The organism is Erythrobacter sp. WG, from assembly GCF_026586795.1.
GTDB lineage: Bacteria > Pseudomonadota > Alphaproteobacteria > Sphingomonadales > Sphingomonadaceae > Erythrobacter.
In genome coordinates, this window is sequence record NZ_JAPFGY010000005.1 from 64,097 (window position 1) to 77,612 (window position 13,516).

12 protein-coding genes and 1 tRNA gene are annotated in these 13,516 nt (G+C 67.2%); 11 read left to right on the plus strand and 2 right to left on the minus strand.

Translation table 11 applies throughout. The annotated features are described in order from the left end of the window. The first annotated feature begins 156 nt into the window (after positions 1–156). Entirely contained in the window at positions 157–1,953 is a 1,797-nt protein-coding gene (gene aspS, locus OPU67_RS04000; RefSeq protein ID WP_267617738.1) for an aspartate--tRNA ligase, read from the plus strand. On the opposite strand, the gene OPU67_RS04005 is transcribed toward aspS, so the two are convergent. Continuing rightward, the gene (locus tag OPU67_RS04005; RefSeq protein WP_267617739.1) at positions 1,950–2,972 is read right to left on the minus strand and encodes a histone deacetylase family protein; all 1,023 of its coding nucleotides are present in this window, start codon (positions 2,970–2,972) and stop codon (positions 1,950–1,952) included. The two genes, aspS and OPU67_RS04005, sit on opposite strands and share 4 nt — an antisense overlap. 128 nt (positions 2,973–3,100) lie before the next feature. Here OPU67_RS04005 and OPU67_RS04010 point away from each other — a divergent pair, with 128 nt between their 5' ends. From OPU67_RS04010 to OPU67_RS04035, 6 genes are all read left to right on the plus strand, one after another. Next, positions 3,101–4,081: a tetratricopeptide repeat protein gene (locus OPU67_RS04010; protein WP_267617740.1), complete on the plus strand. Its 981-nt coding sequence runs from the start codon at positions 3,101–3,103 to the stop codon at positions 4,079–4,081. A gap of 81 nt (positions 4,082–4,162) precedes the next feature. After that, on the plus strand, positions 4,163–4,399 hold the full coding sequence (locus OPU67_RS04015; protein WP_267617741.1) for an acyl carrier protein: 237 nt from the start codon (positions 4,163–4,165) through the stop codon (positions 4,397–4,399). A gap of 138 nt (positions 4,400–4,537) precedes the next feature. Then, positions 4,538–5,797: a beta-ketoacyl-ACP synthase II gene (gene fabF, locus OPU67_RS04020; RefSeq protein ID WP_267617742.1), complete on the plus strand. Its 1,260-nt coding sequence runs from the start codon at positions 4,538–4,540 to the stop codon at positions 5,795–5,797. 4 nt (positions 5,798–5,801) lie between these two features. Beyond that, a complete protein-coding gene (mltG, locus tag OPU67_RS04025) occupies positions 5,802–6,767 on the plus strand; it encodes an endolytic transglycosylase MltG (RefSeq protein ID WP_267617743.1) in 966 nt (321 codons plus the stop codon). Between the two features lie 21 nt (positions 6,768–6,788). Continuing rightward, positions 6,789–7,319, plus strand: coding sequence for a 2'-5' RNA ligase family protein (locus OPU67_RS04030; protein ID WP_267617744.1), 531 nt, complete (start codon positions 6,789–6,791; stop codon positions 7,317–7,319). 89 nt (positions 7,320–7,408) lie between these two features. Further along, a tRNA-Met gene (locus OPU67_RS04035) sits at positions 7,409–7,485 on the plus strand. 90 nt (positions 7,486–7,575) lie between these two features. Here the strand turns inward: OPU67_RS04035 and OPU67_RS04040 are convergent. Beyond that, positions 7,576–8,649, minus strand: a complete 1,074-nt coding sequence (locus tag OPU67_RS04040) for a helix-turn-helix transcriptional regulator (protein WP_267617745.1) — start codon at positions 8,647–8,649, stop codon at positions 7,576–7,578. 251 nt (positions 8,650–8,900) lie between these two features. Here OPU67_RS04040 and OPU67_RS04045 point away from each other — a divergent pair, with 251 nt between their 5' ends. From OPU67_RS04045 to OPU67_RS04060, 4 genes are all read left to right on the plus strand, one after another. Continuing rightward, positions 8,901–9,584 (plus strand): hypothetical protein, encoded by a 684-nt coding sequence (locus OPU67_RS04045; protein WP_267617746.1) that lies wholly within the window; start codon positions 8,901–8,903, stop codon positions 9,582–9,584. A 35-nt stretch (positions 9,585–9,619) separates the two neighbouring features. Continuing rightward, the gene (locus OPU67_RS04050) at positions 9,620–10,300 is read left to right on the plus strand and encodes a hypothetical protein (RefSeq protein WP_267617747.1); all 681 of its coding nucleotides are present in this window, start codon (positions 9,620–9,622) and stop codon (positions 10,298–10,300) included. 191 nt (positions 10,301–10,491) lie between these two features. Then, positions 10,492–11,289, plus strand: a complete 798-nt coding sequence (locus tag OPU67_RS04055) for a hypothetical protein (protein ID WP_267617748.1) — start codon at positions 10,492–10,494, stop codon at positions 11,287–11,289. Between the two features lie 176 nt (positions 11,290–11,465). Continuing rightward, complete coding sequence (locus OPU67_RS04060) at positions 11,466–13,502, plus strand: M13 family metallopeptidase (RefSeq protein ID WP_267617749.1); 2,037 nt, start codon at positions 11,466–11,468, stop codon at positions 13,500–13,502. Positions 13,503–13,516: the final 14 nt, after the last annotated feature.

Consider the following 13,516-nt stretch of genomic DNA (forward strand, 5'->3'; position numbering starts at 1 on the left):
ACGGGCGGAGTGCCGCCCTCGGGAGTGAACCCAGTTTGCGCCTGTCCCGCTTGACAAAGGGGCAGGCTTGCCCTGTTAGCGCGCCGACGGCGGAGCGAGGCTCCGAACGCGCCCGCGCGCCCTAGCGTCTTACCCGCGAACAGGACAAGAGTTTAGATGCACCCCTACCGCACGCATACTTGCGCACAGCTTTCTTCGGATCATGTGGGGGACACGGTCCGCCTGTCGGGCTGGATTCACCGCAAGCGCGATCACGGGGGCGTGCTGTTCGTCGACCTGCGCGATCATTACGGCATCACCCAGATCGTCGCCGACAGCGACAGCCCGGCGCTGCCGGTGCTCGAGGGCCTGCGCGTCGAGAGCGTCGTCACCATCGAGGGCGAGGTCAAGGCGCGGGTGGCCGAGACGGTGAACGCCAACCTTGCGACAGGCGCGATCGAGGTCTTCGCCCGCGGCGTGACCGTGCAGAGCGCGGCCGAGGAGCTGCCCATGCCGGTCGCCGACGAGCAGCCTTACCCCGAGGACATTCGCCTCAAGTACCGCTTCCTCGACCTGCGGCGCGAGACCTTGCACCGCAACATCATGACCCGTGTGGCGGTGATCGCCGACATGCGCGCGCGGATGAATGCGGCCGGTTTCAACGAGTTCTCGACGCCTATTCTCACCGCGTCTTCGCCCGAGGGCGCACGCGACTTCCTCGTGCCAAGCCGCATCCACGCGGGCAAGTTCTACGCGCTCCCCCAGGCGCCGCAGCAGTACAAGCAGCTGCTGATGGTCGCGGGCTTCGACCGCTATTTCCAGATCGCCCCCTGCTTCCGCGACGAGGACCCGCGCGCCGACCGTCTGCCGGGCGAGTTCTACCAGCTCGACCTCGAAATGAGTTTTGTGACTCAGGAAGAGGTGTGGGAGACGATGGAGCCCGTCATCCAGGGCACCTTTGCGGCGTTCGCTGGCGACAAGCAGGTCACGCCCGCCGGTGAGTTCCCGCGCATCCCGTATGACGAGGCGATGCTGAAGTATGGCTCGGACAAGCCCGACCTGCGCAACCCGCTGATCATCAGCGACGTCTCCTCGCACTTCACGCAGTCGGGCTTCGGCCTGTTCGAAAAGATCGTCGGCTCCGGCGGCGTGGTGCGCGTCATCCCCGCGCCCGCGACCCACGAGAAGAGCCGCAAGTTCTTCGACGACATGAACGACTGGGCGCGCAAGGAAGGCTATGCGGGCCTCGGCTATGTGACGCGCAAGGGCGGCGAGTTCGGCGGGCCGATCGCCAAGAACCACGGGCCCGAGCGGATGGCGGAACTCTATGCCGAATTGGGCCTCGGCGAGAACGACGGGTTGTTCTTCGCCGCGGGCAAGGAAGCCGACGCCGCCAAGTTGGCAGGCGCCGCGCGTATCCGCGTGGGCGAGGAACTGGGCCTCATCGACGAGAGCCGGTTCGAGCTGTGCTGGATCGTCGACTTCCCGTTCTACGAATGGAACGAGGACGAGAAGAAGGTCGACTTTTCGCACAACCCCTTCTCGATGCCGCAGGGCGGGATCGAGGCGCTGGAGGGGCAGGATCCGCTCACCATCAAGGCGTTCCAGTACGATCTCGTCTGCAACGGCTATGAAATCGCCTCAGGCTCGATCCGCAACCACAAGCCCGAAACGATGGTGAAGGCCTTCGAGATCACGGGCCTCACCCAGGCGGATGTCGAGGAGCGCTTCGGCGGGATGTACCGCGCCTTCCAATACGGCGCGCCGCCGCACGGGGGCATGGCCGCAGGCGTCGACCGGATCATCATGCTGCTGTGCGGCGCTAGAAACTTGCGCGAGATCTCGCTCTTCCCGATGAACCAGCGCGCCGAGGACCTGCTGATGGGTGCTCCCAGCCCGGCCGAGCCGCGGGCGCTGCGCGAGCTGCACCTGCGCGTGGTCGAACCGCAGGCGAAGCCGGGGGCGGGCGCCTAGGCGCCTTCCAGCCCGGCAAGGAAGGCCGCGACGTTGCGCCCCAGCGCCGCGACGTCATAGCCGCCTTCCATCACCGTGACGGTGGGCAGCCCGAGCGTCGCCACCGCCGCACCGATGCGGTTCATGTCGTCGGTGGTCAGCGCGAAGTGCGAGATCGGGTCCTCGGCGAAGGTGTCCGCGCCGTAGCTGACGATCAGCGTCCGGGCGCCGAAGGCGGCGACGGCCTCCAGCGCCGTGCCGAGCGCCCCCTTGTAGCCCGCCCAGGTCGTCCCGCGCGGCAAGGGCAGGTTCATCGTCGCGCCCTCGCCATCGCCCGCGCCGCGCTCGTCGGCGTGGCCCCAGTAATAGGGGTAGTCCGTCGCCGGGTCGGCATGGATCGAGGCGAAGAACACGCCCCCGTCCTCCCAGAAGATGTCCTGCGTCCCGTTGCCGTGGTGGTAGTCGACATCGAGCACCGCCACCGGGCCCAGCCCCCGCGCCGCCGCCGCGCGGGCGGCGATGGCGGCGTTGTTCAAGTAGCAGTAGCCGCCGAAATAGTCCGCGCCTGCATGATGCCCGGGCGGGCGGCACAGCGCAAAGGCGCGCTTCGCCTCGCCGCCGGCGACCGCCTCCAGCGCGCTCAGCGCCGCCTGCGCGCCGGCATAGGCCGCACCCCATGTCCCGGCTGCGACAGGGGTTGCCGCATCGTAGCTGAACCGGCCGAGCTTCGCGTCGATTCGTTCGAGCGCCAGCGGCCGCCGTCCGCGCACCGGGAAGGTGTAGGGGATTGCATCGCCCTCGCGCCCCGCCGCCCGCCATTCGGCGTGCGCGCTTTCGAGGAAGGCGACGTAATCGGCATCGTGCACCGCCAGGATCGGGGCCAGCCCGTGATCCGCCGGCGCGCGCAGGGCCGCCGGGCCGAGTGCAGCGCGAATGGTCTCTAGCCGCGCGGGCGTTTCGGCATGGTCCATCCATCCCCCGTTGTGCAGTTCGCGCAGCGGGGCATGGGCGGTCTGGGCCGGTGAGCAGAAGGTCAGCATGGCACGCCTCTCGCACGCGGTCCCGAGCGCTGGCAAGGGCCCGCCGCCATCCGTCGCAAGCCCGCTTGTTCTCGTCGCCAAATCCTGCAACTTTCCGCCCCCGAGGGCGCCGGAGAGGGGGATTTGCCATGCGTTACGGTTTCGCGATCGGGCTCGCCGCTGCGGTGCTCGCAGGGACAGGGGCAGCCCATGCCGAGACCCTGCCGGTCGAGGGGATCTACGCCGCCAATGTCGATGCGCCCTCGCGCGCACGCAGCATCGCGCTCGGCGATTTCGCCGGGCGCGGGGGCGAGCGGCTCGCCTTCGCGATCGATTCCGCGTTGCGCTCCGCGATCGTCGAGGGCCGCCCGTGGTTCGACATCACCTTCACCGCGCCGGCCTTTGGGGAACGCTACACCTATGACGGCGGCGCCGATCCGCGCGGGGGCGGGGTGGACGCGGTGATGCGCGGGATTGCCGACGTGACGTGGCGCGACGTCGATTCCGGGACCAAGGAGGTCGAGGAATGCGTCACCAAGAACGGTATCGGGATGTGTACCGAGAAGAAGAAGGTGACCTACGCCTGCAGCACGCGCGAGCTGACCCTGCGGCCCGAGGTGCGGCTCGCCGCGCGCAGCGGGGAGCTGCTCTACGCCAAGGGCGACACGCTCACCGCCAGCCGCCGCTTCTGCAAGGACGAGCGGACCCCGCCGCCGGTCGAGGCGATGGTCGAGGAGCTCGCCGGGCGCTTCGCGCTGCTGGTCCGCCGCGACATCGCGCCCCAGCAGCGCGCCGACGACATCCGCGTCTTCGAGGGGCGCGACGGCATCGCCAAGGACGACCGCGAGGCCTTCAAGGCGGCGGTGCGCCTCACCAAGACCGACATCGAAGGGGCCTGCCGCGCCTTCGCCGCGCTGGAGGAGAGAAACCCCGGCGATCCGTCGATCACCTTCAACCTCGGCCTGTGCCACGAAAGCGCAAGCGAGCTCCAGGAGGCCGCCGAGCAGTACCGCGCGGTGCTCGGCCTGCGGCGCGGCCGGATCGAGGCGCAGGCCGGGCTCGACCGCATCGCCTCGCGCCTGCGCGCCGAGCGGCAGATGGCGCTGCGCCCCGACCTTGCGCCGCGCTGACCTCATGCCCACTTGCGCATCATCGCGCCCTTCTTTAGGGCGGGGGCGACTTATCTAACCCCAGTTTCAAGAGGGAATACCATGAGCGATACTGCCGACCGGGTGGCCAAGATTGTCGTCGAGCACCTCGGCGTCGACGCGGCCCAAGTCACCCAGGAATCGAGCTTCATCGACGATCTCGGCGCCGACAGTCTCGACATCGTCGAGCTGGTGATGGCCTTCGAAGAGGAATTCGGCGTCGAGATCCCCGACGATGCGGCCGAGAAGATCACCACGGTCGGTGACGCCACCAAGTACATCGAAGAGCACAAGGGCTGATCTCGGCCTAAACCCCCGTAAGCCCTGAGCTTGTCGCAGGGCCGTCCCTGCTTGCTGCCATAGCGCTGGATGACATTGCGGGGCTTCGACAGGCTCAGCCCGAACGGGTCTGGGCCTGTTGCTATTTCGGAGATTGCTATGCGCCGTGTGGTTGTAACCGGTCTGGGCCTCGTCACCCCGCTGGGGGGCGATGTCGAGACGACCTGGGCAAACCTCATCGCCGGGGAAAGCGGGGCGGGGCCGATCACCCGTTTCGATGCCTCGAACCAGAAATGCACCATCGCCTGCGAGGTGAAGGGCAAGGACCACCCCTGGGGCTTCGATCCCGACAAGCGGGTGGATCACAAGGTCCAGCGCCAGGTCGATCCCTTCATCGTCTACGGCATCGACGCCGCGGGTCAGGCGCTGGAAGACGCGGGCCTCACCGACATGAGTGAGGCCGAGAAGGAGCGCACCGGCTGCTCGATCGGATCGGGCATCGGCGGCCTTCCCGGCATCGAGATCGAGAGCGTCAACCTCCACGAACGCGGTCCGGGCCGGGTCTCGCCCCACTTCGTCCACGGGCGCCTCATCAACCTCATCACCGGGCAGGTGCAGATCAAGTACGGCTTCATGGGTCCGAACCATGCGGTCGTGACCGCCTGCTCCACCGGCGCGCACTCGATCGGTGACGCGGCGCGCATGATCGCGATGGACGATGCCGACATCATGCTGGCGGGCGGGGCGGAATCGACCGTCAACCCGCTCGGCATCGCCGGTTTCGCCCAGGCGCGCGCGCTCAACATGAGCATGAACGACCGGCCCAAGGAAGCCAGCCGTCCCTATGACAAGAACCGTGACGGCTTCGTCATGGGCGAGGGCGCGGGCGTCGTCGTGCTCGAGGAATACGAGCGGGCCAAGGCGCGCGGCGCCAGGATCTACGCCGAGGTGACCGGCTACGGCCTGTCGGGCGATGCCTACCACGTCACCGCCCCGCACCCGGAAGGCCGGGGCGCGGAGCTGGCGATGCGGATGGCGCTGAGGAAGGCGGGGCTTGGCCCGGGCGACATCGATTACGTCAACGCCCACGGCACCTCGACCATGGCCGACACGATCGAACTCGCCGCGGTCAAGCGTGTCCTGGGCGACGATCTCGGCGGGGCCTCGATGTCCTCGACCAAGAGCGCGATCGGGCACCTTCTTGGCGGTGCGGGCGCGGTCGAGGCGATCTTCTGCATCCTCGCGATGCGCGACGGAATCGTGCCGCCGACGCTCAACCTCCACGATCCCGACGAGGGCACCGAGGGCATCGACCTCGTGCCGCTGGTGGCGAAGAAGCGCGAGGTGCGTGCGGTGCTGAACAACTCCTTCGGCTTCGGCGGGACCAACGCCTCGCTGGTGATGCAGAAGCTCGACTGATCCGATGCGCCGCGCGCGGGCCCTGATCCTGCTGGTGGTGGGCCTCGCCATGGCGGGGCTGGTCGCAGGCTGGGTGCTGCTCGGCTCGGCGACGGTCGAGAAGGACACCAGCTTCGTTATCCCGGCGGGCGCGTCGGTGGCGAGCGTCGCCGACAAGCTCGAGGCCGAGGGGCTGATTGCCTCGGCCTCCGGCTTCATGCTGCAGGCGCGCATCTTCGGCTCCGACGCGCCGATCCAGGCGGGCGAGTTCCTCTTGAAGCCGGGCATGAGCCAGGGCGACATCCTTGCCGCCTTCCAGTCGGGCGACGTGATCCGCCGCTTTGTGACGATCCCCGAAGGAATGCCCTCGATCCTCGTCTGGGAGCGGCTGATGGCCGAGCCCCTGCTGACCGGGGAGGTGCCGGTCCCGCCGGAAGGCTCGATCCTGCCCGACACCTACGCCTTCGAGCGCGGCCAGTCGCGCGCCGAGCTGGTCGAGCAGATGCAGGCGGCGATGGACCGCGCGCTCGCCGAGGAATGGGCGAGGCGCAGCCCCCGCGTCGCCGTGCCGACGATGCGCGAGGCGCTGGTGCTCGCCTCGATCGTCGAGAAGGAGACCGGCAAGCCCGAAGAGCGGCGGATGGTCGCCGGGCTCTATTCGAACCGGGTGAAGTCGGGGATGAAGCTCCAGGCCGATCCGACGATCATCTACCCGATCACCAAGGGCAAGCCGCTCGGGCGCCGTATCCGCCAGTCGGAGATCGCGGCGGTCAACGGCTACAACACCTACACCCGCGTCGGTCTGCCCGAGGGGCCGATCACCAATCCGGGCCGGGCGAGCATCGCGGCGGTGATGAACCCGGAAGACACGGCCGCGCTGTTCATGGTCGCCGACGGGACCGGCGGGCACTGGTTCGCGAACACCCTCGCCGAGCACAACGCCAACGTCGCCAAGTGGTACGCGATCCGCCGCGAGCGGGGCGAGATGTGATCGGCAGGGCGGGGCCTTGCGGTGGCTGATCCCTTCATCCTCACCGCTGTCCTGCCGCCCGATCTCCAGGGTTTCGCCGAGGGGCTGCGCCGCGCCCATTTCCCGCCGGAGCGGAACCACCTCCACGCCCACGTCACGCTGTTCCACGCCTTCGCGCCTGCGCTGCTCGAGGAGCTCACCGACTTCATCCCGAAGCTCGCCGCCGAGTTCGCCGCGCCGCTGGGGATGGTGAAGGGGGTGATGGACCTCGGCAAGGGCACGGCGATCGCGCTCGAGGCGCCCGAGCTCCTGTCCTTGCGCGCGCTCATCGCCGAGCACTTCCGCGGGAGCCTCACCGCCCAGGACCTCCACGAGCCGCGCCCGCACATCACCATCCAGAACAAGGTGACGAAGGAGGAGGCAAGGGCGCTTCAGCGGGGCCTTGCGCCGCTGCTCGCCCCGTGGATCGCCAAGGGCCGCTTCGCCTTCCCCGCGCTCGCGCTGCATCGTTACAAGGGCGGCCCTTGGGAGCACATCAAGACCTGCGCCTTCCGCGGCCGGGAGAGGGCTTGACCCCGCGCGCCGGCGGCCCTAAGTGCCCGCCTCGCGCAGGGGACACCCGGCGCCGAATCCGGCAGGACGCACCGCCGGATGCCCCTTGGGGCGGAGTAGCTCAGCCGGTTAGAGCAGCGGAATCATAATCCGCGTGTCGGGGGTTCGAGTCCCTCCTCCGCTACCACTCTTCTCCCCGGTGGATGGCTCAACGATCTGATCGCGTCCACCTGCGGGACGCCTTCGACGGCGGGATCGACCGGTCGGGCCGGCAGTGTCACAGGGCGGTCAGGCTGCGAAGGTTGCCGGGCGTTTCGGCGAACCACTTGCGGAACGAGCGGCCAAAGCTTGACGTATCGCTGAACCCCAGGGCCTTGGCCACATCGGCAAGCGGCAGCGTCGGATCGGCGATCAGGGCGAGCGCGCGAGCCTTGCGTTCTTCTTCGACGAGCTTGTGAAAGGTTGTCTGCTGGCGTGCGAGAGACCTTACAATCGTGCGTGTCGAGATCCCCAGGTGTGCCGCTGCCTGCTTGAGGCGCGGAACCTGGCGCATCTCGGTCAGCTGGCCGGTGATATAGTGGCGCAAGGGATCGATGGTCGGGTCGCCGGCCACTTCGTTTTCGAGTGCCATGATCTTGGCATTGGCCACGTCCCAGACAAGCGGATCGAAATGGGGGTTGGGCTGGTTCAACCAGCTGCGTGGAAACAGCAAGGCTTCGGCCCGGTCTGATGGCATGATCGCACACCGGAAGGCGCCGAGAGCGGCCTGCGCTTGAGGAAGATCGTGCAGGCTTGTCGCCAAACGCATCCCTTCCAGCCGATCCCCGCGATAGGCAGTGACGGCGCGATGCAGAAGCGTGAGCGCGCAGAGTGCGAAGGAGCGGAACAGTTCTCCCATCGGCCAAACCGGCCGGATCGCGATCTCGATTTCGGCCTCGCTCTCGGAGACGGCCACGCGCACCCACAGATTGCGTGCCGCGAGGCCCCGGGCGACTGCCTTGACCGATGCGCCCAGATCGGGGCCATGCAGCACCGCGAGTTCGCCAGCGAGACTCAAGGCCGGCCGCGGGCGCGTCAGCATGTCTTCGACGAGCGCGAAGGTGTCCGTGTTGTCGACGATGTTGGCCATGATGAGGATATCGTCGGCGCGCGTCACCATCGGCGGCAGGGGACCGCTCCCGTCCGCGAGCGATGTGCCGTCGCGCAGCCAGTCCGGCCAGGCCAGCCATTCGCCGAGGTGCAGGAGGGTCGCCGTCGGCACGCGTGTCGTCGCCCTCGTGCCCATCATGCCGATCGCGCGCTCGGCATCCGCGCGCGCGGATCGCGCAGCGCAGGCGCTTCCCGATGCCATGACCTGCAACGATCCTTTGTCTTCAGACCGCATCACGATCTTCCCACCCCATGGAAGAAGCGCAGATATGCAGGCAATTGGGCGGAGGACCAAGCGAGAATATCGGCTCACCGGGCCGCCGGTGGCGCGATTTGTCCACACTATGGCCGCGAATGCCCATAGCCTCTGGCCCCATTCCTTCGCACTATCGCGACCGGACATGATCAGCGGCGCCTGCGATGTTCGCGGCGCCGGGCAGGGGGAATTGAGCAATGCGTGGTGAGCTTCGGTTGACTGTGCCGTGGTTCGTGCTGATCCTGGCAGCGGGCTGTGGTGCTGGGGTGCCATCTGCGCCCGCCACGCCGGCGGCGGCGGAACAGGCGGCATTCGCATGGCCTTCGAGCCTCACGGTCGTCGGCGACGGTTATCCTGGCCCCGGCGCGGCGTGCCGGCGCATCGGCGAATCCGCCGCAACGGTCGATCTCCTTGACGACAGCGCCGCTCTGGTCGGCTGTCCGTCGGCCGAGGAGGCGGCGCGGCTCGGTGGCAAGGTGTTGACCGAGATCGACGGAGTGACCCTCGTTTCCGTGCCCAACGACCGGGCAGCGAAGCCCGGCGAGGGTGACGGGCAGGGCGATGCCACCGTGGCGGGCACCAGCTACAATGCCACCGCGCAGATCGCCTGTGCAGGCTACAAGGGCGCCGCCGCTGGCACGTGCGATGCGGGTGTGATCCGCAACGGAAGTGATGGAATAACGGTCGAGGTTTCGCTGCCCGGCAGCGTCAAGCGCGCGATCTTTTTCAAGCCCGATGGCAGCTTTCTGACCTTCAGCACGGCCGAGGCCGATGGCACGGCTGCGATGCCGATCAGCGCCAAGCGCAAGGGCGATGCGACGGTTGCGAAGCTCGGCACGGAAATCTACGAGATCCCCGACGCCTTCGTGCTCGGCGGCTGAGCCCGCCGCACCGGCGCCAGCCGGGGGGATAGCCGATGGATTTCATGAAGCTTCTGAAGTCGCTCGAAGAGCTGCTTTACGAAGTCATGGTGATGCTCGTGTTCTTCCCCCGCACTCTCTATCTCACCGCGCGTTATCCTCAGCGGATGATGGACTATGCCGACACCGAACTCGGCGACGTGCAGTCCGAGCAATACAGCGATACGCTCAGCCCGCCGCTGTTCTTGATGATCTGCCTCGCCCTCAGCCACGGTTTCGAGATGGCGTTTCCGTCGCCCGGAACCCAGTCGCTCCCGTCCTTCTTGCAGGACACCCAGAACCTGCTGATGTTCAGGGTGTTCATGTTCAGCCTCGTGCCGCTGATCCTGTCGCTGCGCCTGCTGAACCGAATGGGCATCCCGCTCGACCGCGAAACCCTGCGCCCGGTGTTCTACAGCCAGTGCTTCATCACCGCGCCGATGACGCTGGTGATCGGTATCGCGACAATCCTCTGGCAGATCGGCGACGAGACCACTTCGTTGGTCGGGCATGTGATCTTCTGGGGCGGGCTCGCGTGGTATCTGGTGCAGCAAACCCTGTGGTTCCGGGTCAAACTCGGCATCGGCTATGTGCGGGCCGCCGCAGACGCCCTGGGGGCGACCGTTGCGGCAGCGGCCCTCATCATCGTCACCGCGGTAACGCTGGGCTTCATGTTCGCGCGAGATATGGCGACCTGACGCCTCGTGCGCCGGCTTTGCAGACGGGGGGCCATGCGCTCTCCTCCCGCCGCCTCCGCTGCGCGACCGGACAGCAGCGTCGGGGCGGGGGGGTATGGCGCGAAACATCCAGCGAATGGCGCGAAATGTCCAAAGCCAAGCGGGACCAAATATGTAAGCTTTCAGATCAGGGGTTCATTGGAGGGGTTTTCATGAAACGATATGCGGCAAGCTTTTGCGCGGCGATCTCGAGCGCGGTGATGGTGATGACGCCGGTTGCGGCGGTGGCTAACACGCCGGGGTCGGTGCGCGACCTGATCGGGGCGAGGGGCTCGAGCGGCGAGGACCAGCTCGAATTCCGGGGCTTCCATCGGATCTCCGGCCACACCGATTACGACAGCAAGATCAACTACTGGTGGAACGGCAACACCAAGGAATGCATCAAGGTCGTCACCTACGACGGCAACTTCCAGTCGATCGACAAGACCACCAATGCCGACTGCAACCAGAAAGGCGGCAGCGGCGACAAGGCTGCGGCCGTCGCAATCGGCGCGGTGGCGCTCCTCGGCATTGCGGCGCTCGCCAGCAAGTCGCACCATCGCAACGGGCAGGACTATGACGAGCGCGGCACCGCCGAGTTCGAGCGGGGACACCGCGACGGGCTCTATGGTCAAGCTTACCACAACTACAGCCGCACTGACGCCTATTCGAACGGCTACGACAGCGGCGTGCGTGAACGGGCGGGACAGACCAGCTATCGCGGCGGCTACAATTACGGCGGCGGATACAGCGCCTATGCCGAATTCAACGACCTCAACGGGCAGGAACGCAACTACGCGACCGGCCAGCTTGCAAGCCGCGGCTTCGCACAACTCGACAATAAGCGCACCGATCAGGGCCGCTACATGACCTACTGGCGCGCAGCCTCGAGACAGTGCCTCGTGGTCAATTCGCGCAACGGCTACATCTACTCGATCGAGAGCGTCTCGGCTCGCATCTGCCGGGACTGAACGGACCCGCGATGGCCTGCGTCCTAAGGGGGGCCGGACGAACAGGCAGAGGGCTTGTAGCGTGCGCGCGACGCACGGCACGGGTCGGCTGACCGGGGGCGAGGCACACCTCCGGTCAGCCGGGATCGCTCGCTTATCCCGCCGAGACGGCATGCCCCCGCTTCAGGAGATCCGCTATGAAATCGTTCTTCATTTCGGCTGCTGCTTTGGCCGTAGTGGTGGCTCATGCCGGACCAGCGGTGGGCCAGAACAGCACCCCGGCAGCCCCGTGGGGTGTCGATCCCAAGGGCATTTCCGCCACGGTAAAGCCCGGCGACGATTTCTACCGCTACGTCAATGAGGGCTGGCTCAAGACGGCCAAGCCGCCCGAAGGCGTTCCCTATATCGACGCCTCGGTGGAGGTCTATCTCGCCACCGAACAGCGGGTCGCCGAACTGATCGCGATGGCGCGCGAGAGCACCGACGAGCCGGGCAGCCCGGAACAGATGATCGGCGACTTCCACCGCTCGCACGCCGACATGGAGCGCCGCAACGCGCTCGGCCTTACCCCGATTGCCAGCACGCTGGCGATCATCGGCGGCACCGAGGACCGCGCCGGCTTCGCCCGGATCATGGCCTATCCGTGGATGGATGGTTTCATTGGCGGGGGCGTGGTGGCCGATCTTGACGATCCGTCCCGCCAGATCGCCGCGATCGGCGCCAGCGGGCTGACCATGCCCTCGCGCGATTACTACCTCGCCGATGCCGAGCCCTATATCGGCCACCGGCAGGCGCTGCGTGACTACATCGCCGACAGCTTCCGCCGCGCCGGGATCGACGATCCCGATGGCCGCGCCGCCGCCGTGCTGGCGCTCGAGATCGCGATTGCCCAGAAGCACTGGAGCCTCGCCCAGACGCGCGATGTTGTGCGGATGAACAACGTCATGTCGCCAGCGGAGCTCAAGGCCTATGCGCCGGGCTTCGCATGGGACGCCTTCCTCGCCGAGCAGGATTTCGCCGGCCAGCAGCGGCTCAAGGTGATGACCGACAGCGCGGTCAAGGACATGGCGCAGCTGTTCGCCGCGACCCCGGTGCGCGACCTGCAATCCTTCCTGATGTTCAAGACGCTCGATCACTGGGCGCCCTCGCTGTCGGAGCCTTGGGTGCAGGCGCATTTCGATTTCCACAGCAAGCGCCTGCAATCGATCCCGAAGCGCCGCGCTGCCGAATTCGAGAGCGTCGCCGCGGTCAACGCGGTGCTGGGCGAGGAGATCGGGCGGCTCTACATCGCCAACTATTTCGGTGCGTCCGACCGGGCCAAGGTCGCCGAGATGGTCGGCTATCTGCGCGCCACCTATGCCGCGCGGATCGCCAAGCTTGACTGGATGGACGCGGCCACCCGGGCCGAGGCGCTGCGCAAGCTTGACCGGATCACCACCAAGATCGGCTTTCCCGAACGCTGGCACGATCGCTCGGGCGTCAGGATTGCGCCCGACGATCTGGTCGGCAATCGCGCCCGGTTGCAGCAATGGGCGCGCAAGGACAGTCTGAAGAAGCTGGAGGAAGGCACCCGTGCCTGGGAGTTTCCCTATTCCCCGCACGAGATCAACGCCGGTTACAGCCCGTCTGCCAATGCGATCATCTTTCCCGCCGGGATCCTGCAGCCGCCGTTCTTCGATCCCAAGGCCGACATCGCGGTCAATTTCGGTTCGATCGCGGCGGTGATCGGGCACGAGATCGGCCATGGCTTCGATGATCAGGGCAGCCGGCAGGACGGGGATGGCAAGTTGCGCAACTGGTGGACCGATGCCAGCCGCGCCGAGTTCGAGAAACGCACTGCGGGACTTGTCGCCCAGTTCAATGGCTACGAGGCCCTGCCCGGGCTCCATATCAACGGCCGCCAGAACCTTGGCGAGAACATCGGCGATCTCGGCGGCCTGTCGGTCGCCTATGCCGCCTATCGCGCCTATGTGGCCGACAAGCAGGGCGGCAAGGCACCGGTGGTTGGCGGCTTCACCGGCGACCAGCGCTTCTTCCTCGCCTGGTCCCAGCTTTGGCGCAACATCACCGGCGAAGCCGAAATCCGCCGCAAGGTGCTGTCCGACGTCCATTCGCCGGGCGAGTTCCGGGTCAACGGCGTCGTGCGCAATGTCGATGCCTGGTACGAGGCTTTCGGCGTGAAGCCGGGCGACAAGCTCTACCTGCCGCCCGAACAACGGGTGCGGATATGGTGAAGGCGAGGCGGAGC